The 22,943-nt window shown below is 59.2% G+C and carries 34 protein-coding genes and 1 tRNA gene; 13 read left to right on the top strand and 22 right to left on the bottom strand.

All coding sequences use genetic code 11. The features are described from left to right. Positions 1-320 precede the first annotated feature (320 nt). On the top strand, positions 321-866 hold the full coding sequence (locus CJ255_RS00215) for an AAA family ATPase (protein WP_165774507.1): 546 nt from the start codon (positions 321-323) through the stop codon (positions 864-866). Between the two features lie 78 nt (positions 867-944). Next, positions 945-1,790: a hypothetical protein gene (locus tag CJ255_RS00210; protein ID WP_097642069.1), complete on the top strand. Its 846-nt coding sequence runs from the start codon at positions 945-947 to the stop codon at positions 1,788-1,790. A gap of 221 nt (positions 1,791-2,011) precedes the next feature. On the opposite strand, the gene CJ255_RS00205 is transcribed toward CJ255_RS00210, so the two are convergent. From CJ255_RS00205 to CJ255_RS23220, 6 genes are all read right to left on the bottom strand, one after another. Then, positions 2,012-2,515: a hypothetical protein gene (locus CJ255_RS00205; RefSeq protein WP_124681759.1), complete on the bottom strand. Its 504-nt coding sequence runs from the start codon at positions 2,513-2,515 to the stop codon at positions 2,012-2,014. Positions 2,516-3,264: 749 nt separating this feature from the next. Continuing rightward, entirely contained in the window at positions 3,265-3,711 is a 447-nt protein-coding gene (locus CJ255_RS00200; protein WP_097642067.1) for a hypothetical protein, read from the bottom strand. Between the two features lie 29 nt (positions 3,712-3,740). Then, positions 3,741-4,715: a coiled-coil domain-containing protein gene (locus tag CJ255_RS23225; RefSeq protein WP_097642066.1), complete on the bottom strand. Its 975-nt coding sequence runs from the start codon at positions 4,713-4,715 to the stop codon at positions 3,741-3,743. Next, entirely contained in the window at positions 4,712-5,314 is a 603-nt protein-coding gene (locus tag CJ255_RS00190; protein ID WP_245863085.1) for a response regulator transcription factor, read from the bottom strand. The genes CJ255_RS23225 and CJ255_RS00190 overlap by 4 nt, the downstream gene beginning before the upstream one ends. Continuing rightward, on the bottom strand, positions 5,301-5,711 hold the full coding sequence (locus tag CJ255_RS00185; RefSeq protein ID WP_097642064.1) for a hypothetical protein: 411 nt from the start codon (positions 5,709-5,711) through the stop codon (positions 5,301-5,303). The genes CJ255_RS00190 and CJ255_RS00185 overlap by 14 nt, the downstream gene beginning before the upstream one ends. Further along, entirely contained in the window at positions 5,708-5,917 is a 210-nt protein-coding gene (locus tag CJ255_RS23220; RefSeq protein WP_165774501.1) for a hypothetical protein, read from the bottom strand. The genes CJ255_RS00185 and CJ255_RS23220 overlap by 4 nt, the downstream gene beginning before the upstream one ends. Here CJ255_RS23220 and CJ255_RS24790 point away from each other — a divergent pair. The 3 genes from CJ255_RS24790 to CJ255_RS00170 all read left to right on the top strand — a co-directional run bounded on the left by CJ255_RS24790 (position 5,821) and on the right by CJ255_RS00170 (position 7,050). Further along, on the top strand, positions 5,821-6,216 hold the full coding sequence (locus CJ255_RS24790) for an HNH endonuclease (protein ID WP_097642063.1): 396 nt from the start codon (positions 5,821-5,823) through the stop codon (positions 6,214-6,216). The genes CJ255_RS23220 and CJ255_RS24790 overlap by 97 nt on opposite strands. A gap of 160 nt (positions 6,217-6,376) precedes the next feature. Beyond that, positions 6,377-6,721, top strand: a complete 345-nt coding sequence (locus CJ255_RS00175; protein ID WP_245863079.1) for a type II toxin-antitoxin system RelE/ParE family toxin — start codon at positions 6,377-6,379, stop codon at positions 6,719-6,721. 17 nt (positions 6,722-6,738) lie between these two features. Further along, a complete protein-coding gene (locus CJ255_RS00170) occupies positions 6,739-7,050 on the top strand; it encodes a HigA family addiction module antitoxin (protein ID WP_097642061.1) in 312 nt (103 codons plus the stop codon). Positions 7,051-7,070: 20 nt separating this feature from the next. On the opposite strand, the gene CJ255_RS00165 is transcribed toward CJ255_RS00170, so the two are convergent. After that, on the bottom strand, positions 7,071-7,493 hold the full coding sequence (locus tag CJ255_RS00165; RefSeq protein WP_124681758.1) for a hypothetical protein: 423 nt from the start codon (positions 7,491-7,493) through the stop codon (positions 7,071-7,073). Here CJ255_RS00165 and CJ255_RS00160 point away from each other — a divergent pair. Further along, positions 7,443-7,730: a BrnT family toxin gene (locus CJ255_RS00160; protein WP_097642059.1), complete on the top strand. Its 288-nt coding sequence runs from the start codon at positions 7,443-7,445 to the stop codon at positions 7,728-7,730. The two genes, CJ255_RS00165 and CJ255_RS00160, sit on opposite strands and share 51 nt — an antisense overlap. Then, the gene (locus tag CJ255_RS00155) at positions 7,702-7,965 is read left to right on the top strand and encodes a hypothetical protein (protein WP_097642058.1); all 264 of its coding nucleotides are present in this window, start codon (positions 7,702-7,704) and stop codon (positions 7,963-7,965) included. Before CJ255_RS00160 ends, CJ255_RS00155 begins: the two co-directional genes overlap by 29 nt. 81 nt (positions 7,966-8,046) lie before the next feature. Here the strand turns inward: CJ255_RS00155 and CJ255_RS23215 are convergent, their stop codons facing one another. Then, entirely contained in the window at positions 8,047-8,217 is a 171-nt protein-coding gene (locus tag CJ255_RS23215; protein ID WP_165774506.1) for a hypothetical protein, read from the bottom strand. 132 nt (positions 8,218-8,349) lie between these two features. Here CJ255_RS23215 and CJ255_RS00150 point away from each other — a divergent pair, with 132 nt between their 5' ends. The 3 genes from CJ255_RS00150 (at position 8,350) to CJ255_RS23210 (ending at position 11,214) form a co-directional block, all read left to right on the top strand. Next, the gene (locus CJ255_RS00150; RefSeq protein WP_097642057.1) at positions 8,350-9,336 is read left to right on the top strand and encodes a helix-turn-helix domain-containing protein; all 987 of its coding nucleotides are present in this window, start codon (positions 8,350-8,352) and stop codon (positions 9,334-9,336) included. A gap of 14 nt (positions 9,337-9,350) precedes the next feature. Beyond that, positions 9,351-11,000: a pentapeptide repeat-containing protein gene (locus CJ255_RS00145; protein ID WP_124681757.1), complete on the top strand. Its 1,650-nt coding sequence runs from the start codon at positions 9,351-9,353 to the stop codon at positions 10,998-11,000. A 70-nt stretch (positions 11,001-11,070) separates the two neighbouring features. Further along, entirely contained in the window at positions 11,071-11,214 is a 144-nt protein-coding gene (locus tag CJ255_RS23210) for a hypothetical protein (protein WP_165774505.1), read from the top strand. A gap of 78 nt (positions 11,215-11,292) precedes the next feature. Here the strand turns inward: CJ255_RS23210 and CJ255_RS00140 are convergent, their stop codons facing one another. The 9 genes from CJ255_RS00140 to CJ255_RS00100 all read right to left on the bottom strand — a co-directional run bounded on the left by CJ255_RS00140 (position 11,293) and on the right by CJ255_RS00100 (position 16,389). Continuing rightward, the gene (locus CJ255_RS00140) at positions 11,293-11,736 is read right to left on the bottom strand and encodes an HNH endonuclease (RefSeq protein WP_097642055.1); all 444 of its coding nucleotides are present in this window, start codon (positions 11,734-11,736) and stop codon (positions 11,293-11,295) included. After that, positions 11,733-12,158 (bottom strand): hypothetical protein, encoded by a 426-nt coding sequence (locus CJ255_RS00135; RefSeq protein ID WP_097642054.1) that lies wholly within the window; start codon positions 12,156-12,158, stop codon positions 11,733-11,735. Before CJ255_RS00135 ends, CJ255_RS00140 begins: the two co-directional genes overlap by 4 nt. Positions 12,159-12,171: 13 nt before the next feature. Further along, positions 12,172-13,650 carry a hypothetical protein gene (locus tag CJ255_RS00130; protein WP_097642053.1) on the bottom strand — a complete coding sequence of 493 codons (1,479 nt, stop codon included), beginning with the start codon at positions 13,648-13,650 and terminating at the stop codon, positions 12,172-12,174. 12 nt (positions 13,651-13,662) lie between these two features. Beyond that, positions 13,663-14,118, bottom strand: a complete 456-nt coding sequence (locus CJ255_RS00125; RefSeq protein WP_097642052.1) for a PIN domain-containing protein — start codon at positions 14,116-14,118, stop codon at positions 13,663-13,665. After that, on the bottom strand, positions 14,115-14,495 hold the full coding sequence (locus CJ255_RS00120) for a hypothetical protein (protein WP_124681756.1): 381 nt from the start codon (positions 14,493-14,495) through the stop codon (positions 14,115-14,117). The genes CJ255_RS00125 and CJ255_RS00120 overlap by 4 nt, the downstream gene beginning before the upstream one ends. A 66-nt stretch (positions 14,496-14,561) precedes the next feature. Then, on the bottom strand, positions 14,562-15,038 hold the full coding sequence (locus CJ255_RS00115) for a hypothetical protein (protein ID WP_165774504.1): 477 nt from the start codon (positions 15,036-15,038) through the stop codon (positions 14,562-14,564). Positions 15,039-15,262: 224 nt separating this feature from the next. Next, positions 15,263-15,562 carry a hypothetical protein gene (locus CJ255_RS00110; RefSeq protein WP_097642049.1) on the bottom strand — a complete coding sequence of 100 codons (300 nt, stop codon included), beginning with the start codon at positions 15,560-15,562 and terminating at the stop codon, positions 15,263-15,265. 187 nt (positions 15,563-15,749) lie between these two features. Beyond that, a complete protein-coding gene (locus tag CJ255_RS00105; protein WP_124681754.1) occupies positions 15,750-16,028 on the bottom strand; it encodes a hypothetical protein in 279 nt (92 codons plus the stop codon). Between the two features lie 52 nt (positions 16,029-16,080). Next, positions 16,081-16,389 carry a hypothetical protein gene (locus CJ255_RS00100; protein WP_097642047.1) on the bottom strand — a complete coding sequence of 103 codons (309 nt, stop codon included), beginning with the start codon at positions 16,387-16,389 and terminating at the stop codon, positions 16,081-16,083. A gap of 65 nt (positions 16,390-16,454) precedes the next feature. Between CJ255_RS00100 and CJ255_RS00095 the strand changes: the two genes are divergently transcribed. Together CJ255_RS00095 and CJ255_RS00090 are read left to right on the top strand one after the other, a co-directional pair. After that, positions 16,455-16,745, top strand: coding sequence for a nucleotidyltransferase family protein (locus CJ255_RS00095; RefSeq protein WP_245863078.1), 291 nt, complete (start codon positions 16,455-16,457; stop codon positions 16,743-16,745). Continuing rightward, positions 16,742-17,089: a HepT-like ribonuclease domain-containing protein gene (locus tag CJ255_RS00090; protein WP_097642045.1), complete on the top strand. Its 348-nt coding sequence runs from the start codon at positions 16,742-16,744 to the stop codon at positions 17,087-17,089. The genes CJ255_RS00095 and CJ255_RS00090 overlap by 4 nt, the downstream gene beginning before the upstream one ends. Here CJ255_RS00090 and CJ255_RS00085 read toward each other — a convergent pair. From CJ255_RS00085 to CJ255_RS00075, 3 genes are all read right to left on the bottom strand, one after another. Then, the gene (locus CJ255_RS00085; RefSeq protein WP_245863076.1) at positions 17,037-17,723 is read right to left on the bottom strand and encodes an ATP-binding protein; all 687 of its coding nucleotides are present in this window, start codon (positions 17,721-17,723) and stop codon (positions 17,037-17,039) included. The genes CJ255_RS00090 and CJ255_RS00085 overlap by 53 nt on opposite strands. Continuing rightward, positions 17,720-18,661, bottom strand: coding sequence for a hypothetical protein (locus CJ255_RS00080; RefSeq protein WP_097642044.1), 942 nt, complete (start codon positions 18,659-18,661; stop codon positions 17,720-17,722). Before CJ255_RS00080 ends, CJ255_RS00085 begins: the two co-directional genes overlap by 4 nt. 489 nt (positions 18,662-19,150) lie before the next feature. Next, positions 19,151-19,225: transfer RNA gene (locus tag CJ255_RS00075), tRNA-Lys, on the bottom strand. An 88-nt stretch (positions 19,226-19,313) separates the two neighbouring features. Here CJ255_RS00075 and CJ255_RS00070 point away from each other — a divergent pair. Next, positions 19,314-19,904 carry an ATP-dependent Clp protease proteolytic subunit gene (locus CJ255_RS00070; RefSeq protein ID WP_097642043.1) on the top strand — a complete coding sequence of 197 codons (591 nt, stop codon included), beginning with the start codon at positions 19,314-19,316 and terminating at the stop codon, positions 19,902-19,904. Here the strand turns inward: CJ255_RS00070 and CJ255_RS00065 are convergent. Together CJ255_RS00065 and CJ255_RS00060 are read right to left on the bottom strand one after the other, a co-directional pair. Continuing rightward, positions 19,825-21,084 (bottom strand): alpha/beta hydrolase, encoded by a 1,260-nt coding sequence (locus CJ255_RS00065; protein WP_245863074.1) that lies wholly within the window; start codon positions 21,082-21,084, stop codon positions 19,825-19,827. The two genes, CJ255_RS00070 and CJ255_RS00065, sit on opposite strands and share 80 nt — an antisense overlap. Beyond that, positions 21,081-22,943: a vWA domain-containing protein gene (locus CJ255_RS00060; protein WP_097642041.1), complete on the bottom strand. Its 1,863-nt coding sequence runs from the start codon at positions 22,941-22,943 to the stop codon at positions 21,081-21,083. Before CJ255_RS00060 ends, CJ255_RS00065 begins: the two co-directional genes overlap by 4 nt.

Raw genomic sequence — 22,943 nt, 5'->3', positions numbered from 1 at the left:
AGGGTCGTCGTCGTCATGCAGCAAACTCAGCTCTCCTTGTATACCGCAGCGGCGCGTGCTACGATACGCGCAGCAGCATGCAATCGAACCTCCAACTAGGGGATTTTCGACTGCACCAATGCATGCGAAACAGCCTGTGCAGGTGAGATAGGTTGCATGGGCTATAGTGGGATGTGGAGGCGATTAAACTGTGGAAATGCGATCCATTTCGTAGTTGGGCGGCTGCAGCACCTATCAGCGCACCACCCCTGCCACCGCTTAATTTTATGATACAATAGCGCCGTGCCTCAACCATCTATCAAAGAGTGACGGAGAACTATGTGAAATCAATAGTCCTAATAGGCCCATACGGCATCGGCAAGACAACGATTGGTCAATTGCTTGCTAGTGACCTTGGAAAAGCGATTTTTTCACTTGATGAATATGCCTGGAAGTATTACAAAGAGAAGGGATTATCTCTCGAAGCCGCAGAATCACTAGGAGATCTTGACTCTTTACAATGGCAACCATATTATGCTCATGCAGTTCGACGATTTATTGAAGATCACAAGGATGAAATGTGTATCATAGACCTTGGAGTAGGCCATTCACTCTATGAAGATACGTATCTTGAAGAGATGCGGAATGTATTTATGCCATATAATGTCATACTCTTGACTCCTTCGCCAGACATTGATATAGCAATGAAAGAGTTGAACGAGCGAAATGACGCAAACATTTGCAAACGCACACATTCCCATACAAGATTAAATCTCTCATTTCTCAAAAATCCGTCTATTTATCAATTAGCTAAACATGTAATCTACACAAAAGGTAAAACGCCAACCGAAATACTTAGGGAAATCCTCAAAATCGACCTGGAATAGATTATTGCCGAGTTGATCATTTAATATAATCTCCATGAATCTACAAGCGATACATCAGTAACAAAGAAAGGTGGAGCGATGAGCGAGAACCATTGGACTAAGTTGCACACAAAAACTTATTTAGACTTCTCAACATCGATTCAGCAAGGGATATTTATGCTACAAATGAACAATATCCTCTTTACCGACTTTCCTAATAGAATGCCGCAATACATAATAGATCATATTAATCATAATTTTAACGAAACTACCGAACAACTCCAGGCAACGGAAGTAGAAAAGGTGAGCCTTAGAATTAGCTTTACAGAAGAAAATATTGTTCTCTTGCTTATGGCGTTAGTATTTCGGGCTAAGCAGACTAACAAGTCAATAACCAGTTTCTCGGATATTGACTTTGTACGCATGCTTTGCTCGCAAAATCTAGTAATGGTCTTTACATTCCTCGAAGCATTTTTGGTTGACACTATAAGAATTATGTGTAAAATGCGACCGGAAATTATGATAAACAAAGATCGTATTATTGATTGGGAGACAGTTATAAAATCAGGTAATTGGGATGCTCTAATAGAAAATTTGTCTGAGAAGTACGCAACCCAACTTTTCGAAGGTAAGTCAATTAGTGAATGTGTTGCTGTTTTAAATGGGGGTAATTTGAAGTTGGATATTAAAGTGCCTGAAAGGAACATTTCTTTTGTAGATGACGCAAGAAGAATGCGACATGCATTCGTACATAACGGCGGAAGAGCAGATCTAAAATACTTGCGTGAAACTAAAAGAAATGATTTGACGGTTGGTGATCTAATCCCTATTGATACAAAATATGTTGGGAATGTATTTGCAGTCGTAAATGGAATTGCGGCGATCATATACAAGAAGGTAGCCATAAAGTATTTTAAATATCAACCAGAAGACGTTTGGGTTTAACTCTTCGAGTTTCATATGCTCAGTATAGTACTGCATCAATAAGCGAAAAAGCAGCCGCCCAACATCGCCTTGCACACGGACGCCGCTGGCGCGGCCCTGACCTGGGCGCGACTTTGATCAGTGGTTCTGTGCCGAAGGCCGGTAGCGATCTCAACGCCTGCCAGCGGTGCCGGTGAAAACGGAGCGTTCAGCGGCAATCCAGCACTGCTCAGTGCTAACCCCTACACCCCCATCTGCTCACTCGCCACAATCAGCCACCGGCCTGCCGCGGCCTCCCAGCGTAGGGTGTAGGTCACGCGCACGGTGGCCTGCTCGGGCGCGACGGCCCCGGCCTCCTGGTTGCTCCAGGTTTCCTGGGTGACGACGGTGGCACTGGTGCCGACGATGGTGATCGGGCCGACGGCCCAGCGCACCAGGATGCTGCGGTGGGGCGCGTTGCGGCGCTGGCGTTCGGCGAGTTGGGCCAGGCGCCGCTGAGCGAAGGGGCTGTTTGGGTCGATGTACGGAATGATCGGCGCGATCGTCAGCCCTGCGGCGGCTTCGCTTTCGGCGCGCTGGTAGTGGGTCAGGGTATCCAGGATTGCGGCCTCGTCGGCGCTCAGGCTGGGAGGAGTGGCGACCGCGAGCGGTGCTTGGGCGGGTGGGACGGCATGCTCCGCGCCTGTCAAGCCAGTAGGTTGGCCGCGCCAGATCAGTAGGGCGCTGATCACGATCATGCCGAGCACAACGAGCACGATGCGGCCCCAGGGGCGTGGCGCCGGCGCAGTCTGTTCTGCCTGCACGGGAGCATTGTCGGCGCTGAATGGGCCGCTGCGGCGTGCGAATGCCTGGCGCACTGCCTGACCGAGCCATCCTGCCCGCGATGCAGAAGCCGCCTCGGGTGATCGCGGGTCTGGGCTGGCTGCGGTAACCCGTGGAGGAACAACATCTAGCGCATGGCCGCAGTGGGGGCAGGTGACGCGGATTGGTGCAACGCTGGGCGGGTGGTTTTCGGGCTGAACCATCTGGTTCCTCTTCTGTGAGTGACAAGTGACGAGTGCTGAGTGTCGAGGGATGAGCAAGATGTAGCGCATGGGAATGCGCTTGGACTCGTCCGTGCTGCGGTTTGTTCCCAGCGCATCGGATAGTGATCGCATCAGGAATTGGTATCTGGCGGGAACCAATGGGAAGGCAAAGCTCAACGAGTCAGGTTTGGCTTCCCTTTGGTTCCCGTGGCCGTGCTGGTTCGCTCACGGGTTGTCCCAATGACGTTGTTGTATCGGCTTGTGGTCGATGATCTCTAATGCCAATGCCGGTTGAAGGTCGCACCGTATCGCACATACGTTTGCCACGAAAGACCACAAAGAGCGCAAAATGGGTAAACAGCGGACTGGTTGCGGCGATGTGCGCTTTGCGTTCTTTTGCGGCGCATCTGAGGGTATCTGAGCGCAGGTACCATGGTAGTCCTATCGGCTATCGGCTATTGTTCTATCGGCTATGAAATGGTGCGATCCAGGCTGTAGCCGATAGCCCGCCGGGTGCAGCCGTACTGTTTGGCGAGGGCCGTGATTGGCGCGCCCGCGTCGTAGGCACTGCGGATCGCGGCGTCGTGTTCGAGGGCGCGCTGGTGGCTGCGACGACCACGGTCGAGGCGCTGGTTGCCCAGTAGGACGGCGAGTTTCTCTTTGCTGACGCCGTGGCGACGGGCGAAGGCTCGGACGTAGCGCACGCCCTTGGCCCTGACGAGTTGGCGGAGTTTTTCGGTGTCCCAGGCGGGCAGCGGGGCGCGGGTTCGCCCTGACCGACGGCGAGCGATGCCAGCGGCTTCCATCGCGGCAATGACCGCCGCCGGGCGGCAGCGGTAGCGCTGGGCGATGGCGCGGATCGTCTGGCCTTCCACGATGTAGAGCTGGTGGAGTTGGCTGGCGTCTGGCACGGGCATGGGGCGGTTTCCTCTGGAATGATTCCGTCCTACGGGTGCCGCAGCAGGGTCTGGAGCATGCCACTGAGGCCCTGGAGCGCACTGGACAGGCGTTGCCGTTGATCGGGCGCGATGTCCTCGCGGCGGAGGTGGCGAACGCGCTCGAGGTTGGTCGTCAGGCCTCGCGCATCGCTGATGATGGCGTCCACGTCGCAGGTGACGACGACAACCACGGCTTCAGTGACGCTCGTGGCGGGCGGTGGTGGGGCGACGGGCGGTGGTGGGGCGGCGGGCGCCGTCGGGGCCGAGCCTGCCGTGCGGGCTGGGGCCGCCGCCGTTTCGCGGGCCTCGCGCAGGAGTTTACGCAGCCGCTCGGTCTGGATCTGCTCCTGGTCGAGGGCCTGACGGGCGCTGTCGCGTTCTTCGATCAGCCCGCCGGTCACGCGCTGATGCAGATCTTCGACCTCTTGCAGGCGGCGGCGGGTTTGCTGGAGTAACCCCTGTTCGCGGGTAATCTCCTGCTCGAGCTGCGCTACCCGGCTGCGGAGTTCGTGCGCCACCGCGGCATCCACCGCTTCGATTTCGGCCACCGTGACCGCGTGGCGCTCGGCAGCGGGCAGGCGCTGCAAGGCGGTGACGAGCGCGGGGTCGGCTTGCTGGAGCAGCGCCAGCGCGAAGGTGCGCTGGACGCCGAGGTCGCTGATCAGCGTGCGGTACTGCTGTGGCCCCAGCGCAGTGAGCGCGTCAACGTAGAGGTTGGCCTGCTGGGCGCTGATGCTGTGACGCTGTTCGACGAAGCGCTCGAAGGTGGGATAGGCCGGGTCAAAGCGGTAGAGTCGCCGCCGCCGCACGTCGAGCAGAATCAGCGCGAGGGTGACGATGCCTTCGGCCAGTTCACTCATGCCGCGGCTGATCTGGCGCTGGGATTTCTCGATCTCCAGGTTGGCCCAGTGCAGGTCGTCGATCGTGTCGGCGTGATCCACGCGCTCGCTCAGGGCGTTTGTGGGGGGCAGGTCAGTCGTCATACGCTTCCCTTTGGTGCGGTCGGGCGCTGGCCCATCCCTGGCGTGCTCAGCAGGACGCGGGTCTTCACGTCACGCCGCGTCGCCAGGTTCAACCGCTGCAAGATGTTGCTCACGTGGGAGTTGACCGTGCCCCGGGAGAGCACGAGCTGGGTTGCGATTTCGTGGTTGGTCTTGCCTTCGAGGATCAGGCCCGCGACCACGCGCTGCTGCGGCGTCAATTGCTCCAAGGCCCGCATATGGGCGGCGCGGATCTCGGCGAGCTGCTGCGCTTCGTGGGGGCTGATGTTCAGGGCTGCCAGGGGATCCTGGGGCCGCTGCCCGGCGAGCAGGGTCAGCACACTGCACACGAGCACGTCGGCTTCGGCCATGTCCTTGAGCACGTAGCCAAACGCGCCCGCGTAGATCGCGGCCAGGCGGGTACTCGCTTCCTGCACGCTGGTCAGGATCAGGCAGGGAATACCGTGGTCGTACCAGAGCATGCGGGCGGCCGCGATGCCTTCGATTTCGGCGTGCGGCAGCAGGACGTCGCAGATAGCCGCCGCGATAGGCGCATCCTGGGCAACCATCTCCAGCGCCTCTTCCCCACTACGGGCCGGGATGACCTCGATCTGATGGGGGGCCAGGGTCGCTCGGCAGCGCCGAACTGCCCGCCGTCTGGTGGAGCGTCACGACGCGATCGAGTAAGCGGCGGGTCTGGCGCAGGCCCGCCGTCAGCCCGTCGCTGCGCTGTACGGGCGTGGGCGCGTCACGGGCGAGGATGCGACAGCGCTGCACGGCGAGGACGTGGGTCTTGAGATGGCCGTGTGCGAGCATGCGTACCTCGTCGAGGATGGCCTGACGCCCGCGGGCTTCGCCCAGGCGCAGCAGCATCAGTTCATACGCCAAAGCAGGCGCAGCGGGCAGCGAGGGTGGCTCGCGCCGCCACCGGCACTCCCCGACCGCCCACGCAACCAGTGCCCCGCTGACTGCGCCGGTCAGCAGCCAGAGCATGGTCATAGATGCTCCTTGCGGGCGGCTTCCTCCGCCTGGCGCAACCTGGCCCGCTCGCGGCTGTGGGCCAGGGCCGCATCAAGCCAGCCCGTGCGCGTGCTAGGAATGCTGCGCGGTGGCTCGACCGATTCGTCAGCGGTCGCGCGTGCGGGTGGCGGCAGCAGCGGTGGTGGTGGGGCTGGGGGCAGATGATCAACCGCGTGGATGTACATTCAAGCCAATCCTAGAAGCGGCCCATATTACTCCTTACTGCTACGGCGGCACTTTTTCCATAGAAAACGGCTTGTTATTACGAGCCGAAATCCATACGCTTTTTGATTTAGGAATGATAACCATATATGCAGAGAAAGATCCGATGATCATAAAGATCAGTGAACTACTCGATAACACAGAGTATGTAGAATTCCATAATCAGCCCTTACTTATCCCAAAAGAATCGGATTACAGCCCGGATAAATATGCATTAGAGCGACACAGTGAGAGATATAATCTAGATTATCTTTGTTACTAAAGACGCCGCCCAACATTGGCTCGCACCTGACGCCGCTGGCGCGTCATCAAACTTGGTGCGTTTTTCATGCGTGTGGCGTGCCGCCGCCTCCTGCCGATCTATCAATCCTGCCAGCGGCGCAGGTGAAGGCGAGCGTTGGGCGGCCCGAATAGCATGCAACATGAATCCTCCATGGGTTGCTATAGCATGGTATCCGTGCTATCATGATGGTATGATTGTCGCTTTCCAGGATCAAGGCACTGAAGATATCTACAACGGTGAGAATACCAAAGCCGCTCGCAAAACCTGCCCGGAATCCCTTTGGAAGGTCGCCACCAGAAAACTCGACCTACTTGACTCTGTAACAGCCCTAGAAGAACTGCGCATTCCACCTGGTAACCGCCTCGAAGCACTAACGGGCAATCGTAAGGGCCAACACAGCATCCGTCTCAATGAGCAATATCGGCTGTGCTTCGTGTGGACAGAAAAAGGCCCTGACCAAGTGGTAATCGTTGATTATCACTGACCTTATTGAGGTGACACATGATCCGCATCCCGACGCACCGTGCGCCTACCCACCCCGGCGCAATGCTCCTGGAAGAGTTTCTGACACCCCTGGGGCTGACCCAGCGCGAATTGGCGGATGCCATTCACGTTCCTTATCAGCGCGTCAACGAAATTATCAATGGCAAGCGCGGCATTACACCAAGCACGGCGTTGCGCCTCGCTAGGTTCTTTGGCATGTCAGCCGATTTCTGGATGAACGTCCAACTGCGTTGGGATCTCTATGGCGCACAACAACGCGAGCAAGATACCCTGCGTTCTATTCGCCAGTATGAGCCGACCTCGGCTTGAGGTGAGAAAAAACCGGTCATTCAATACCTGATGAAGACCAGCATCGCCGCATCAAGCGCCGGGCTGCCATCATCGCGGCGGATCTTGCCGAGCACGTCCAGGGCGACGAAGGCCGGAAGCTGGCAGGCCTCGTCCAGCAGCGCCCGCACCGCCGGGTCATTGTCGGACTGAGCGGCTTCGTTCAGCGCGGCGGCGGCCTCCTCCCAGGCTGCGGCCTGCAACGCGGCGCGGGCGCGGTCAAGGGCCGAAGCGGGCTGCTGGGAGGTACCCGTAGGCGATGCGGCTTGCGGTGGGCGCAGGAGATCGGGACGCACCTGCTGCCACCGTTGTGGTTTTTGTCTGCGCTTCAGGCATTCCCATGCTGAAGCTGCCGATAATGGTATACTGAGGTTATGGATTTCGAATGGGATGATCGCAAAGCTGCGCATAACCTTGCCAAGCACGGTGTCTCATTTCTCGAGGCAGCGGCTGTTTTTTACGATCCCCTTGCGGTAACATTTGCCGATCCCGATCATTCAATGACGGAAGATCGTTGGATCATTCTTGGCACATCTGATCTGGGGAGACTTTTGTTTGTAGCTCATACTGATCGTGGTGATCGCATCAGAATCATTAGTGCGCGAGTGGCGCGACCAAAAGAACGGAGACTCTATGCAGCAGGAAATTCAGACCCCACTTGATGATGAATTGCGTGATGAATATGACGAAACGGTGCTCACGGATGGGGTGCGTGGCAAGTACCTTGCCCGCATTGCTGCTGGTACGAACCTTGTACGCCTAGCCCCCGATGTTGCGGCAGCATTTCCAACCGAAGCTGCGGTGAATGAAGCTTTGCGGCTGCTCCTCAAAGCAACGGCCCTCACCGTGCAACCAACGACTATCTCACCATCATCAACTTCAACTACGCAGCAATGAGCGATTCCATGGGTAAGCGACGCACGGTGGAATGACATTGCGGATACGTATATAAAACGCATGCGTATCCGCACATATGTATCACCAAAAACCAAGGCGCACTCCTAACTCAACCACCTCTGGCGCTGCCAAAAAAGACAAAATCGCCGTAATGACGGTCAGAAGTGCTTTGGTGATACCGCTTACCGATTGCCAATGAATGCGAATCCGCAGTTCAAATTGCTGATCATTTGCGCCAATCGTGAAATTCATACGGTTCCTCCTGTATGGTATAGGCGACATACTAACCTATTGCAGTATGCAACTTTACCCGCTACAGTGATAGATCCAATCGAGTCACATCCTTAGTCACAGTCTGGTTACATGTTTGTTGAGGGGCATCGCATGTATCGGGTAAAGTTTCTGCGTGAACGGCGTGAGCAATTGGGACTTACCCTTGCAGACATGGCCAAAACGCTTGGCTATAAAGAGAGTATGCGTCATCGTGCAGGTGAGTGGGAGTTGGGCGAACGCAAACCACCAGCAAGCCGCCGTGAGTACATATTGCGCTATATGGCTGACACTTTACGTTTGCGTAGTGAGCCTGATCTCTTCCAGGCATATTGGAGACAGATTGCCCAAGAGTGGGGGTGGGCGGATCTCGCTCCTTCAGAGCAACGAGACTTTCTCGCAGCTTTGCCAGCCGATCACGCTTCCACCGAACCTCTTTATGCAGAGGCATTTACAGAACAAATCAAACACTTATGTAGTGTCGCCGGAGCAGGTGTTATCACCTTGGCTGACAGTTCGGTCCCATCACATATGTTTGTGCTGATTGAGGAACGTCCATTTCGACGAACTGATCAGACCCTTGTGGTCTGTCTTGATAATGCTAGCACTACGATTACCGAAGGAGTGTTGCGCTTTATTGAGGAAACCATCACCAATGTATTGCGTGAAGGATTTGCCACAAGTGCCTTGATTGTGACACGGCATTCACTGCCTACTCCATTACAGCAACGTCTTAGCGGGCCAATTTCATTTCAGACAGAGGATGAACTAGTACGAGGATTGATTAATTTTGATCGCCACATACGTCAAATTATTACCAATTTTGAACAGGGTGATACCGAAAGACTCGGGCGTGTGCCATTGGCACAAGGGTTTGTTGAATTGAATGCGCGAGTCAATGCCAATCAGGCTCAGTTTACGCAGAGAACCCTGATAAAGCCCGTAATCCAAGCGGTGAATGAGTGGTTAGAACACGATCAGCAACCCATGGCGCTTGTCCTAGGGGGCTATGGAACCGGCAAATCCACACTTGCACTCAAGGTCGCTTACGATCTTGCAGTCGCCTATCGTGATGCAGACGATAAGCGTGGATACCGTTAACAAGTCGTCCCGAGTTGTTCCAAACAGATCAGGAAGAGCAAGAACTACTAGCCGTAGTCGAGGATCTTCCTTTTGAGTCGAAAAATAAGTTGATAAAAATCGAACTTGAACCATTTAATGACCAACAAATCACCCAATTTCTCCAACAGCGTTTTCCTGATACATGGACAGAATATTATCAAAAAATCCAGAATATCAAGGGCTTGCATGAAATCACTTCACGCCCGGTTTTGTTAGAGATTACGTTGACTGCATTACCAATAATTGTACGGGAGGGTGGGATTGTGACCCGCCCACGCTTGTACGAGACATATATTACAGATGAACTTTCGAGGCAAAAACGCTATAAGCGCCGCGATTTCTTAATCCAAAGTCGTGAACAACGTATCGCATTACTTCAGGTTGTAGCTAGCGCCCTTTACCGTACTGGCGAGTATGGAATGCGTGTCACAACCATGCAAGACGTGCTGGCAAAAACCTTTACCGATCAGCAACGTAGCGATCTTGAAGCCTATGTTCGTGATTTTATCGCCTGCTCCTTTATGACACGGAGCAAAGACATCTATAGTTTTTCCCATCGCTCTCTTTCCGAGTATCTGGCAGCACGTGCGCTTAGCTTGGAAATTGAACATAACGTCCCCGATTTGCTCCGTTCAGATCAACTTACCGGCGCTGTGCGCGATTGGATTATTGACATTTATCGTGATCAGGGGCAACCACAATGGCTTACGACCTTATGGGACTGGGTTGATAGTACCAAGCAACAACTGGAGGCGAAAGCGCAATTTCTAGGTGGCAATGCCCTGAGTTTGTTGCATGCTTTTGGTGCTTCTCTAATCAAGCGAGATTTTATTTACACCTATCTCAAGGGAGCGGAACTAGCTCATGCTAACCTTCATCATGCAAAATTCAATCATTGCACCCTCAAAAATTCTAACCTGACTGCTGTGAACGCTCGTACAGCTAGTTTTCAATCAACAAAGATGGATGGCGTGAATTTGACCGATGCGGTTTTGATCAAGACCAACTTTGGATTAAGCACATTGCGTAATGTAGTCCTGACAAATGCACAAATTGACCAAGCCAATCTTCATTCTTGTCGTTTTGATGATGTCACTTGGCATTCGGCTCGGATCGGTGGAAGTAGGATTGCAGGTACAGAATTAGAAAAATACTTAAAAGAAAAAGAGATTGTACGTGATGATAACTCTGAGAATATGCGATTTTCAAAACCAGAAACGCGCACATATCATTGCTTCCTCAAGGGCACTCGCCTTCTTATGGCTACACGAGAAATGAAAGCTATTGAAGATATTGTTGTCGGTGATATTGTGCTTTCGTTTTGCTTCGAGACCAAAGAAATTGTTGAAAGTAAAGTCTCCGAACTCTTTCGTGGTGATACCGCCGCTGTTGTCACCATCAACCAGTGTATTCATACCACACCTTCGGAGGCATTTGCATCTGCTGAACGCTGGGTGCTTGCTGGTGATCTTCAGATCGGTGATACTTTGCGTACCCTTGACGGCTGGGTGCGAGTGGTATCGCTTGAAACGAAGCAGCAACCCTCAACGGTTTATAACCTGACGGCACAGCCCTATCACAACTTCTTTGTTGAAGGTGTGCTGGTACATAACATGCCAAGGTATCAGAAATCAATCCAATAGAGTGTGTGCAAACCGATAAGGCATTTTCGCCAGGGGCGTAGGGAGCGGGTTGCTGGACATCGCGTGCAGCATGACGATCCGCGTGCCTGCGCCGTGGTCAATGGGTCTCCTTCGAACTGAACAGTATCGGACTGAACACCCGGGGGTGGGCGTCCTTTCCGATCAGGCACCGAGCGATCTGGTTGCGGCTGCATGGGCCGTTGCCCAACGGTGAGAAATCGCACTTTATTGCTTTGAGATGCCGAGAACCTTACATGCAGTCAGCTTGCAGCCATGCAAGGTCGATTGTCGCTCAGCTGCGCTCCAGATCTTCCTCCGGTGGGTGCCAGCCGGCGCGCACCCAACGCCTTCGGGCCGCGACGAGCATAGGGCGATTCAGCTGCAGAGCAACAATTGTCGCACGCCCACTGGGTGTGCGCCCCTCGATCAGGGAGCCGTCAACACTCCAACCATAATGCTCGTGCCAGGGCTGTGTGCGCGGATTGTAGAGCGGCATGAGCTCGCCAGTCTCAGGGTCTGTCGCAGCGATCTGCCCGCCCTTCTGCTCGTTGCAGGGCCGGCACGAGCGCCACAGGTTCTCACGCGCCGTCGGGCCGTCGGCGACCCGCGGGATGATGTGCTCGATGCTCAGCGCAATGCCGCTCAGACGCTCGTCGGAGTGGCAGTAGCCGCAGAGATGGCCGGCATCAGCAAGGACCTGCTCCTGGAGCTCAACCGGGATGTACGGACGGCTCACGAGGTGGGAACCGGCAGCTCGGCGAGCGTGGGCAGCTGATGTCCACGACTTTTGAGCAACGCGTAGGCGTGCGCCTTCCGCAAGGCTAGCGCATCGGCGTCCTGCGTGAGGCGGGCGAGCCACTGCTGGCCCTCGGGAGTCAGCGACCCTTCCTCCTTGCGATCCCGGAGCAGGTCGTAGAGTGCCAGCGAATCGCTGTTCATCGTGCTGCGCGCGATCGCCCAGAGCGCCTCATCCGAGAGGTGCTCCATGGCCGCCAGTTCGTCCTGGACAGCCTGAGGAAGATCCGGCTCTGGCGCTGGGGGCAGGCTGCTGGCGAGCGTCCGAATGACGACCGCATCCACCGACTGGGCGGCCGCATGGGCGCGCTGCTCCAGCTGGGTATACAGCTCCTCGGGCACTTCGATCGTTCGTGTCGTCATCAGTTCTCGCTTTCTACGCCGGCTGCTCGACCTCAGTCAGCTCGCGGCGGAGGCCAAGTGCTGCGTAAATTCGCTCCAGGCGCGCCTGCTTTTGTCCGCGCAATCCACCTGAAAGGGCGATCCGGTTTGGCGACCAGCCACGCACGAGGTGTAAATGCTTTATCTGCTCGTCGCTCAGCGTACCACCGGTTGCCAGCACCGCATCGATCGCGGCGTCGCTCTCCATGGCGGTACGGCTGCTCATCGCGTCGTACTGAGCGGTACCAGCTTCGTACTCCGTACCAGTTGTACCTCGATGAGCCGTCGCGGCAGCACATTCCGCTTCCGCCAACGCCCGAGGTACGGGTTCCAAACTGGTACGCACGGGCGGCACATCAGCCAAAAGGGTTGACAACATCGCTTCCGTCGGCGCAGCGGTGAGCAGCGCTCTGGGCAGCCGTGAGATAGTCGCCTTCCGCTCCTCAATAGTGAGGTAAGGGATACTGACCGAGACGACATCGCGGTAGAAGCGGGCCGTGAAGAAGCCGCGCTCGGCGAGTTCTGAGGGTGGAATGCCACCGCGATCCCTGATCTCGGCGGTGCTCATCCCCAGGTTGGGCTTGTCGGCATCGCGGCTGACCTGGCCTCCGGCTACGGCCAGGCCGATCTGCCGGCGCCAGCCCGTCTCCCAGTTCGAGGCATCCTGCATCAGAATGCAGTAGCGGATGCCGCCCGCCAGGGCCGAAGCAAGCTCGCGCGTCAGCCAGTGCTCCAGCTCGCGGCCCAGCACCTTCTCCAGCAGCGACAGCTCGTTGATTACCACCCAGACCAGCGGTGGGCGACTCTGGGGCGGCAGCTCTTCCCATTTCGTCACGCCGTGCTTCTCCAACAGGCGCATCCGCTCGCCGCGCAGCACCTCGAGTGCCGCGATCGCGCCGGGGATGTCTTCTTCGCGGGTGATTGGCTCGCGCCAGTTGTGCGCCAGCCCGCGCCAGAGCGCCCCATCTGGCCCTTTGCCGTCAATCTGAAAGATCCGCAATTGGGCTGGGGTCGTGCGGGAGAGCAGCGTCGTCGTAACCAGGAACTCCCAGAGGTTCTTGCCCCAGCGGGTCATGCCGGTGACTTGCACATTGCCCACGAAGTAGTCGCTGTCGCCGTGCAGGCTGCCGGTTACGAGGTCGGCCACGCCGTCCGAGTTCTGCCAGCCGATCGGGATCGCGTAGGGATCGGTTTCGTGATGTGCCGTGACGCCGCGTAGGGTTGGCCCGAAACCCGCCGGTGGGGTACGCAGCGGCTGGGGGTGCTGAAGCAACTTTTCGTAGGCCTGACGCTGAACCGCATCGAGCGCCTCGATGCGGTGCTGGTAGTCCTGGGTCAGCTGTGCGGCCCGCTCCTCAGCCTGCCTGGCTCGCCGACGCAGCTTGAGCACCTCGTAGATCGGCCAGGCGACCACGAGCAGCGCGAAGCCGAGCCACTGGAAGAGCGCGAGAACTTCAAGCAGGTCTGGCTGCATCGCGATACCTCCTCAGGGCGCAATCTGCTGCCACTCCTCGGCAGGCACGAGCCGCGAGAGGTGGCCGACATTCGTGGTGGCAATCACCACGTCGTGGCCAATGCCGATCAGCACGGCGGCCTGGGCGGCCAGAATGACATCACCGTCAAGAGCCACGTCCGGCGCGGTCGGCTTACCCTCGTGACGCAGCTGTGCCCAGTAAACTGCGGCCTGAAGCATGGTCGCTGTGGTCAGGACCACATACCCAAAATCGGCTTTGAGTTGGTTGAGCCGTTCGACGCCACGCGCTTTGCGTGCCCGCAGCAACTCGCGGCGCACTTCGTAGTCGGCGATCTCGGCGATATGGATGTGTGCCCCGGCGGTTGTCAGGTCGGCCGCCCACTGACGGCACGCCAGGCTCGCCGGGGTCGGGCGTGGCTGAGACAGCAGGCCGAGCGGGCCAGCATCAAGGAGGATAATCCGGCTCATGGCTGTGTATCGCGATCCGCAAAGAGTTTGCGATACTCGGCGCGATTGGCGTCAATCGCACGCAACACATCCTCCCAGGTGCCCTCGCCCTCTTCATCCTCGTCGGTGCCATCGGCTGCGTTCCACGCCTCCAGGTGTCGCACGGCATCCGCAGCGGTTCCTTGCGGCGGCACCAGCATGTCGCGTTCCGTCATCTGACGTAGCAGGGCTTGAACCTCTGGCGCGATGACAACGGGTCTTGGCGTTTGCACACCAGTCAGCCGCTCTGCCAGGAATTGCGCGACAAGTTCCTGCTCGGCTTGCCCCCGCTGGCGGGCTTCAGCGCGCAGCAGGGCATAGACATCAGGTGCTAGCTCAATCGTCAGTGTTGTCATCATGACCTCCCGGCACGTCTCGTGCCGCGATGAGAGTTCTCGATGGGAGACCTCAATTCCGAGAAACCATCACGCTGGCCGCTCCTGCCAGGTCTCGATCATACCCCGATAGAACTTGCGCAGCAGCCGCTCGGAGCCGAGCGCGAAGGCGAAGGTAATGGCTAACAACAGCAGCGCGTTGGGCCACCATGCCGGTACGGCCGTATTGCTCACCAGCGCGGCGAGAATCTGCCCCCAGTCTAGCACGTTCTGTGGGGTATTGCCAACAAGCATTGGGAACCATTTTGCCGCCAGGGGAAGCAGCCCGACCAGGGTCGTGCCGGTGTCCAGCAGCACACAGCCTACCAGCAGCAGCAGGTACCACGGGTCGCGCCAGCGGTACCAGAGGTACAGTTCGGCCCGTGAGAGCAGCAGGTGGAAGAGGAAGCCGAGTAGGCCGGTCAGCGGGGTAAGCCCAATCGGTGCCGTGACTCCCAGTACGGTGAAACTGGCGTTGCTCAGCCAGACGCCCAGCCCTACCAGGAAGAAGAAGATTTCGCCGAGCATGCGGTCGTGCCAGCCAGCGTGGGGGCGCCGCCGGGAGCCTCTGGCAGTGCGGCGGCGCACGGGCTGGCTGGCCGTCGCGGCGGATGCTTCCGAGCCGGCAGACTCGGGGATACCCCCGCTAGGCGGTGCTTCGGCATGGGCAACCGATGGCTCCGAAAACGGTGCGGGCTCCAGTGGAGGGAGCCGGGGACGGCGGCGCAGACTCAGCGGCATAGGGGGCCTCCTCACTCGTCCTCGAAGTCGCCAAGCTGGGCGGCGGCGGCGAGTTGCCGCTTCGCGGTCAGTACGGCTCTGGGGTCGGGTAGGTCATCAGCCGATGGAGCCGCTGCTGCGTGTGGGTCGGGTGTCCCAAGCCGTCCGGTCGTGATCAGAAAACCCAGCAAGGCCCATTCGCCGAGCATGCGGGCCGCCGGGCTGTGGCGGCCGGTCTGCTTCACCGCCGCCAGGACTTCGCGTAACTCGCCGAAGCGCGGGTCGTCGGCGGGCACGCTGGCATAGTAGCGATCGGGAAAATCAGGTTTCATCGTCGGCTCCAATGGCGCGTTCCTGCGTCATTCTGTGGGCACGGGCCCGTCTGCATCGTCATTCCAGTCGGCCCGCACCCGTGCGATTCATCGTCCCAATGCGGAAAAGCACCCCTTCGGTGGCTCTCGTCGAATGGCGCACCGATGAGCCATTCCGCGTGCCAGCGGTCGCTGGCGCACCGCTGGGTCATTCCGCCTGTAGCCGGTATTTCGCCAGCCGCTCAATGCCATCGACAACCCGTGTGACCGGCTGTTCCAGCAACGTCACCGGGGTAATCGGGTTCAGCGTCGCGCTGATCGCCGGGGCCATCACCTGGCCTCCACCACCGCAGAGCAGCACTTCGCCCTGGGCCAGCGTGCGTTCCCAGCGCGGCAGCACCTGGGCCAGAATCGCGTTCGCCGTGTCACTGAGCGCGGTCTGGATCTTGGCCCGCACGTCGCCTGATTTTAGATTTTGGATTGTCACACACGGGAACACTATGTGCGACAATCTACAATCCAAAATCTAAAATCTAAAATCATAGGTGCAGCAGCAGGTAGGCAGGCGCATGCACGCGCAGTTCGGCGCTGCCAATCACGGCCACATCGCTGACCCCCGCGCGCTGGGCATCGTGCCCGACCAGGTAGGGCGCGTGTGGCTCGATGCCCGCCGGGCCGCTCAGGTAGACTAGCGGGCAGACCGGGGTGGCGTGGGTGAAGCTATAGCCGGTGCGCCCGCTGAGCATGCGCACCAGCGACGGTGCGATCGTCCAGGCCCCGCCCTGGCGGCGGAACTTGGTAGTGACGTTGCCACTATCGGCGGCGATCAGGGTTGGAGGGGTGGTCATCGGGATCTCCTTGGAGGCTTCAACGGAGGGGCAGCTGCGCTATAATGGAACCGGAGGTGATGCTGATGGGCGAACAAGACATCCTGTACCCGCATCGCGATGCGATTACCCAGATTGCCGGTCGCCACGGCGTGACCCGCATCCGGGTCTTCGGCTCGGTCGTGCGGGGCGAGGCGACTCCGACGAGCGATATTGATCTGCTGGTCGAGACCGGGCCCGAGACCAGTGCCTGGTTCCCGGCGGGCCTGATCCTCGATCTGGAGCAATTGCTGGGACGGCGGGTAGATATCGTCACCGAACGGGCACTGCATCCAGCCATCCGCGAACGTGTGCTCCAGGAAGCGCGTCCGCTATGAGCGACGACACCGTCTACCTGCGGCATATCGTGGAATGCATTCGCCGGATTGAGCGCCACGTAGCGGATGGGCGTGATGCCTTTTTCGCCTCGGATACGCTGCAAGACGCGACCTTGCGCAATTTGCAGACGCTGTCCGAGGCAACCCAGCGGCTGTCCGACGCGACGAAAGCGAGTCAGCCCCAAATTCCGTGGCGTCAGATTGCGGCCTTTCGCAATGTGTTGGTGCATAACTATCTCGGCATTGACCTCGATCAAATCTGGATCGTGATCCATCGCGACATTCCTCCCCTCAAACAGGCGGTGCATGCAATCCTGGTGGCGCAATCGCAGCCAGAATGCTGAATGTGCGCCGATGGTTGAGCAGTTGGTAGAGCTTCTCGCGTGCCCAGGCGGTGGCACTCTCGGTGCCGAGGTCGTCGAGCACCAGCAGCGGCACCGTCCGCACCAACTCGAAGCGCTCGTCGTAGCCGACTTCGCTGTTCGGCCCGAAGGTCGCCCGCAGGTGATCGAGTAGATCGGGCACGACCGTGAACAGCACCTGGGTTCCGCCCGCCAGCACGGCGTTGGCGACGGCAGCGGCCAGATGGGTCTTGCCCACGCCGTAGGGCCCGAACAGGAGCAACCAGCCCTGCGGTTGCTGGGCAAACTCGCGTGCTCGCAAGTAGGCTTTGCGCACGCCCGGTACATCCGGGTTGAAGGCAGCGAAGGTCAGGCTACGCACGTCGGCGAGGTTGCTGAGCTGTTCCAGGGTACCCTGACGGCGCTGCTGCTGCTCGGCTTGCTTGCAGGCACAGGGGATCAACTCGGCAAAGCGCGGGTGCCCGTAGGGCACATCGGCGATCAAGTAGCCTGCACCCCGGCAGGTTGGGCAGACGTCGGGCGGCGGCGGGGGCGGCTCGATGTGCAGGTACGTCGTGCCGCCAATGGAGCGCATGCGGATGCGCTGCCAGGGCTTGGTCGCGGTGGACGTGCTCATGGCGCACCTCCGGCCCCGGCCCGGCGGGCCTGCAGGTGGGCCAGGGCTACCGTAGGCGGCAGCCCGTCTTCGAGATCCAACGCGAGGTACTGGATCTCCAGGTCGCTCGCGTCGGGCGGGGCCAGGGTCAGCGCCTGGGCCTTCGCGTCCGCTGCTTCCTGGGCGTGAGGCAGCACGACATGCGGCGATTCGGCCTGAGGCGGATCAACGCGCCAGGTGGTCACGATCGCGCCAATGCCCTGGCCAAGCTCGCGCCGCCGCTCGAAGTCGGCCTGCACCGTGGCCCAATCGAGCGTCCGAAACTCGCGGGCTGCCTTGACGCTGAAGCCCTGGCGGATCAAATAGCGCTCCGTGGTGGTTGGCCCACCCCCATCATCACCACCAGATGCGCTGGGTTCAAGCGGTGGTTGCGACTCTCCCGTCGTAGCGTGCGACTCTGCCGTCGTAGCATTGGACGCGGCGGCGGCCCCATGCACCAGCGCCTGCACCTCGGCGAGGGTGGCTTTGCCGGAATTGAGCAGGGTGCGCAACTCGGTGAGGATGGCCGTATCAGGGGCGCTGCGGGCGCTGGTGCGCAGATGGTAGCGCCGGGTCGTCTCTTCACGGCGCACCCAGACGAGCCAACCAGCGTGCTCAAGCTCGGTCAGCCAGCGCTCGATGCTGCGCCGAGTGGCTGGCTGCCAAACGGGGTTCGGGCTTGCCTTCGCAGTCGTGTGGGAACCCATCAACGCCTGGAGCACCTCCATCGTCGGGGGCTCGCGGAGGAACCAGAGCCGATGGAGCACACACCAGAGCCGAAAAGCGGGATGGCTCACGTGCCGGTCAATCACCAGGACGTGCGACGCCGGGACGAAGAGCTCGTCACCGCCGAGGCGGGGCACGCCCGTGTGTTCATCACGCGAGCCGCCGCTGGAAGCTATGCGGTCAGTCGTTGTCATCGTAGACCTCTATGGGCAACGACCGTCCGGTTAGGACGGCCGAAGGGTGCGAAACCGAGACTATTTTGGGCAAAGCATCCCCTTGCACCGTGCCATGGGCAGATGCTATAATGGGGTTGGAGATTGTTTCTGCGCTTTCCAAAGCCGAAGGAACGACAGGGAAAGGCCTCTCGACAGTGCTTGCCGGCTGTGTCGAGGGGTCTTTGCTCATGTCCCGCAGCCCGCAGCCTCATCTGGCGAGCGCAGCGTGCGTGTTGCTCGCGCAGGGCGGGCCGCGGGCGAAGGATGGGCCGGCCATCATGGATGCGCCGGCGAGGTCTGGCAACATGCGCCGCATCAGGGTTCCTCTGCGAGCGGCGGGGCGCAACAAAAAGCGCCGCCGCCGACCCGCGTTGCTAGCAGCAACCCAGATCGACGGCGGCGCCGGTGTCGAAGCCCTCAAATGGGGAGCGGAAACTCACCCAAATGGGCGGGAAGAGGAAGTGTGGATGGTGAGCCGGGTGGGGATCGAACCCACGACCCTCTGATTAAAAGTCAGGTGCTCTGCCACTGAGCTACCGGCCCGCACGCATTATAGCCGAGCATGACGCTACCGTCAAAGAAGTGCTATACTATCTAGCACTACGTCAACAATCAATTCTAGGGGTTCCCTATGCCCTCGCTGCCTGTACCAACCATTATCGAACGCACTGCCCGCGGTGAACGTGCCTGGGACATCTTCTCGCGCATGCTGCAAGAGCGCGTGATTATGATTAGTACCCCCATTGACGATGATATGGCCTCGCTTGTCGTTGCCCAACTGCTGGTCTTGCAGCATCAAGACCCGGAACGCGATGTGTGGCTCTATATCAATAGCCCTGGTGGGGTCATTCGTGCTGGTCTTGCGATCTATGACACGATGCAACTTATTCGCCCTGATGTCTGTACGGTCTGTGTGGGGCGTGCGGCGAGCATGGCTACGGTCTTGTTGGCTGGAGGAGCTAAGGGCAAACGTTTTGCGCTCCCTCATGCTACGATCCATTCCCACCCTGCCGGTGGTGGAGCCGAAGGCTATGCTCCTGATGTTGAGATCCAAGTCCGTGAGATGCTGCGCTTGCAACGCCTCATCCGCGAACTTATGGCTCAGGATACCGGCCAGCCAATCGAGCGGATTGAGCAGGATTTTAACCGTGATGCCTATCTCTCGCCTGCTCAGGCGATTGAGTATGGTTTGATTGATGCGGTGTTGGAGCCACGTTCATAGCTGCGAGGGAACCAAGTTCCCTCGCGCACCCTAACCACGCGACGGTTCCTTCAATCACTGCTTGTTCAATTGGCAAAGAGACATGGCTTGCGCCAGGGATGCGCCGAAATTCGCTCCAGTCTGCTGTGGCTGTGCGTACCGCTTCGGCGCTGCTAGGCGCTACCACGGCGTCCCGGCCAGCATAGTAGAGCAGCAGGGGCGGGCGTGGGGCACGTGCTTTGATCTGTGCTAGACTCCCTAGGAGATCGAGTGCGTCAAAGAGATCCCAGGTACCAATCTGCGCTCTGATGCCGCTGGTCTGCCAGGCGGCTACGATGTGCTGCGGCGCTGCATCGCGGAAGAGGTGAACTAGAGGTAGCCGGATGATCCGGAGCGCCTCTAGCAGTTGCACCCGCCGATAGGCCGCCCGGCTTAACCGCAGGCGTGGCGGCGTCACCCAGAGTACCAAGGCGTCACAGTGTGCTCCCTCGGCGATGGCTCGCGTTGCCACCGCCCCGCCGAGACTCATGCCCAACAGCCCGATCCATCCATAGTGGGCTTGGAGCCAGGCCAGGGGCCCGGCAACACTTGTGACAATGCTTGGGAAGGCTTGGGCGCGCGGACTCTCGCCGTGGCCGTCGAGATCGATCAGTAGTACGGCAAAGCCGTGTTGCACCAGCACTTCCACCAGACGCCACGCATAGAAGCATTTATCCCCCCCCGATCCATGCACAACGCAGACTGCCGCTTGGGTGCCGCCGGTTGGCACGATGTGGAGGGCTGGCACTGGCCCAGCTTGCGCTGCGAGATCGAGCCGGGTGATGCTGCGATCTCGGTATACGCCTGGCGCAAGTTGTTGCAGTGGGTTCAGGTCGCGCCGCCGCCACATGGCCAAGCCGAGTTGCACGCCTAGGCTGATTGGCAGCATGGCTGCCAGTGGCCGCCAGCCTGGCCTCTTCCCTAGCACCAGCGCCACACTCAGCCCCAAGCCGTACCGCCCTGCCCCCCAACTTAGGCCACGTAGCTCTGCCTGTGCCGCCAATGTTTCCCATAGGCCAAGCCAGCAGCATAGGGCTGTGACGTGCTGATGTAACTTCTTGGCTTCGACAGGCTCAGCCAGCGCACCGCTGGCTGAGCCTGTCGAAGCCACCACGAAGCCGCCTGCCAACCCAAAGCTTGTTCGCGCTAACAACTTCTTCACGTCAACACTTGCCTTCTTCCATGCACATAGAACCATTCCAGCACCATGATCACAAGGGCGCTCAGGGCCAACCAGGGCCACAGTGGTTGCATCTGGTCGGCTTCGTTGAGCGTCACCGCTGCGGGTGTGCTTGGGGCCGGGAGGATGCGCGCACGGAGGTTTGATTCGCTGGGGGTACCAGCGTTGATCGCAATGGTGCCGGTGAAGATGTTCTGGCCTTCGGCCTGCTCGGCAAGCGTATAGAAGCCCGGTTGATCGAATTGCACAAGGATTGGCTCATTGGGCTGGGGGGTTCGCACCTGCACATAACCGTTGGGGGCTACAATTTCAAGCTGGGTGGTGCGTGGATCAAGCGTTACCTCCAAGGTTTCACCCAAAAGCATGGCCCCTGGCAACGCGGGGGGCGTGAGGTCGCCGACACTACGGGCAACCAGCAGCGGAAAGGCTAGACGGCTGGTGAAGTTGCCCTGGGCCAGATCAATGTTCCAGACAAGCACGTCGCTCGTTGCGTAGCGCCCGCGCACGATCAGCGGCTGGCCCCCCTGAACGAGCAGCGGCTCAAGCCAGGCTGGTGGCACCAGTTCGCGCACAAGGCCGAAGTTTACCCCCGCCAGACTTAGATCATCAAAGATCGCTGCGCTGCTTGCCAATTGCCCTTGGGCCGCTACCAGTTCACCGACGGGCAGCAACGCAGAGCCCGGCGGCGGATTGATCACCCAGACCGCTCCGGCGGGCCAAGCTAACGGCATCGCCCCATCAAAGATGGTCAGATCGGCCTCGGTGACAAGAGGACTGCTGGGGTAGTCCTCGAATGAGACCACCTCCAGACTGAGTTCCGGCAAGACGCGCAGCGCCCGTAGTAGCGCACTCGGCTGCTCAGAGACGAGCAGTGCTTGGAGCGGACGTTGCTGGGCTAGGCTCAACGTGGCAACATCATCAGCAGCGAGGGCATCGCGGCTCTCCAGTTCGGCACGCAGCAGGCGAACACCCTGGGGGATGCGCCATGTCAACTCAACCTCGCCAGCAGGCCCCAAGCTAACGGCGCGAGTATCGAGCAACTGATCATCACCGTAGAGCCGTAGGGCGGTGCGAACCGACGTCTCCCCATAGTTGACCACCCGCGCATAGACGGGCGTTGGCCCGCTGCTGCGTGGCCGCGCCGCAAAATTGACCAGCGCCAGATTATCGAGGGTTCCCCCCAGATTGAGCCATTCCACCGCGACACTACGAGGGCGTGCGCCCAACGCATCCAGTTCACTCTGCGGCAGAGCCGCATCGGTCAACACCAGGATACGCCCGCCGCTCTGGCCCTGCAACAGCGCCTCGCCCAGCGTCAGCGCCTGAGCCAGATTGCTGCCCGTACCAGCCGCCCGCAAATCCTCCAGCGCCGCCAAGAGTTGAGCCGCACCTTCCGGGCCAGCCTGAGCCAACAGCCGGGGTTCAGGGTGGGTCGCAACGAGCGCCAAGCTCGTCCGAGCGCCAAGATTCGCAATCTGGCGGCGGGCCAGATTGCGGGCAGCCTCAAGGCGTGATTCCACCAGACCAGGGCGCACAGCCGCCATACTCGTAGAGGTATCAATAATCAACACAAGCTGCTCATCACGCCCAAACAAAGCCAGCGTCCAAGCGGGCTGAGCCAACGCAAGGGCGAGCAGCGCTGCAATCAACAGGTGCAGCAAAAGCAGCAACGTAGGGGGCGGAAAACGGCGGCGGCGCGGGGGCGGACGCTGGGGCAACTGCTGCCACAACAACAACGAAGGCACCACCACCCGTCGCCGCCGCTCGCGCAACAGATGCAGCAGCAGAACCAGGGGGAGGCTGAACAAAGCCAAGAGACCAAGAGGTGCAAGGAGAGACAT

The organism is Candidatus Viridilinea mediisalina (genome assembly GCF_002532535.1).
GTDB lineage: Bacteria > Chloroflexota > Chloroflexia > Chloroflexales > Chloroflexaceae > Viridilinea > Viridilinea mediisalina.
This window is presented reverse-complemented; position numbering and strand designations above follow the sequence as displayed.

Coding starts and splice junctions, on each gene's coding strand:
- CJ255_RS00070 (WP_097642043.1), top strand. CDS start 19,314: ATGCCCTCGCTGCCTGTACCAACCATTATCGAACGCACTGCCCGCGGT.
- CJ255_RS00155 (WP_097642058.1), top strand. CDS start 7,702: ATGCAGCAGGAAATTCAGACCCCACTTGATGATGAATTGCGTGATGAA.
- CJ255_RS23220 (WP_165774501.1), bottom strand. CDS start 5,917: ATGTACATCCACGCGGTTGATCATCTGCCCCCAGCCCCACCACCACCG.
- CJ255_RS00095 (WP_245863078.1), top strand. CDS start 16,455: ATGGGCGAACAAGACATCCTGTACCCGCATCGCGATGCGATTACCCAG.
- CJ255_RS00125 (WP_097642052.1), bottom strand. CDS start 14,118: ATGAGCCGGATTATCCTCCTTGATGCTGGCCCGCTCGGCCTGCTGTCT.
- CJ255_RS00110 (WP_097642049.1), bottom strand. CDS start 15,562: ATGAAACCTGATTTTCCCGATCGCTACTATGCCAGCGTGCCCGCCGAC.
- CJ255_RS00200 (WP_097642067.1), bottom strand. CDS start 3,711: ATGCCCGTGCCAGACGCCAGCCAACTCCACCAGCTCTACATCGTGGAA.
- CJ255_RS00085 (WP_245863076.1), bottom strand. CDS start 17,723: ATGAGCACGTCCACCGCGACCAAGCCCTGGCAGCGCATCCGCATGCGC.
- CJ255_RS00090 (WP_097642045.1), top strand. CDS start 16,742: ATGAGCGACGACACCGTCTACCTGCGGCATATCGTGGAATGCATTCGC.
- CJ255_RS23225 (WP_097642066.1), bottom strand. CDS start 4,715: ATGACGACTGACCTGCCCCCCACAAACGCCCTGAGCGAGCGCGTGGAT.
- CJ255_RS00150 (WP_097642057.1), top strand. CDS start 8,350: ATGTATCGGGTAAAGTTTCTGCGTGAACGGCGTGAGCAATTGGGACTT.
- CJ255_RS23210 (WP_165774505.1), top strand. CDS start 11,071: ATGACGATCCGCGTGCCTGCGCCGTGGTCAATGGGTCTCCTTCGAACT.
- CJ255_RS00160 (WP_097642059.1), top strand. CDS start 7,443: ATGGATTTCGAATGGGATGATCGCAAAGCTGCGCATAACCTTGCCAAG.
- CJ255_RS00175 (WP_245863079.1), top strand. CDS start 6,377: ATGAATCCTCCATGGGTTGCTATAGCATGGTATCCGTGCTATCATGAT.
- CJ255_RS00185 (WP_097642064.1), bottom strand. CDS start 5,711: ATGACCATGCTCTGGCTGCTGACCGGCGCAGTCAGCGGGGCACTGGTT.
- CJ255_RS00080 (WP_097642044.1), bottom strand. CDS start 18,661: ATGACAACGACTGACCGCATAGCTTCCAGCGGCGGCTCGCGTGATGAA.
- CJ255_RS00135 (WP_097642054.1), bottom strand. CDS start 12,158: ATGACGACACGAACGATCGAAGTGCCCGAGGAGCTGTATACCCAGCTG.
- CJ255_RS00130 (WP_097642053.1), bottom strand. CDS start 13,650: ATGCAGCCAGACCTGCTTGAAGTTCTCGCGCTCTTCCAGTGGCTCGGC.
- CJ255_RS23215 (WP_165774506.1), bottom strand. CDS start 8,217: ATGAATTTCACGATTGGCGCAAATGATCAGCAATTTGAACTGCGGATT.
- CJ255_RS00060 (WP_097642041.1), bottom strand. CDS start 22,943: ATGTCTCTCCTTGCACCTCTTGGTCTCTTGGCTTTGTTCAGCCTCCCC.
- CJ255_RS00115 (WP_165774504.1), bottom strand. CDS start 15,038: ATGCTCGGCGAAATCTTCTTCTTCCTGGTAGGGCTGGGCGTCTGGCTG.
- CJ255_RS00170 (WP_097642061.1), top strand. CDS start 6,739: ATGATCCGCATCCCGACGCACCGTGCGCCTACCCACCCCGGCGCAATG.
- CJ255_RS00210 (WP_097642069.1), top strand. CDS start 945: ATGAGCGAGAACCATTGGACTAAGTTGCACACAAAAACTTATTTAGAC.
- CJ255_RS00100 (WP_097642047.1), bottom strand. CDS start 16,389: ATGACCACCCCTCCAACCCTGATCGCCGCCGATAGTGGCAACGTCACT.
- CJ255_RS00120 (WP_124681756.1), bottom strand. CDS start 14,495: ATGATGACAACACTGACGATTGAGCTAGCACCTGATGTCTATGCCCTG.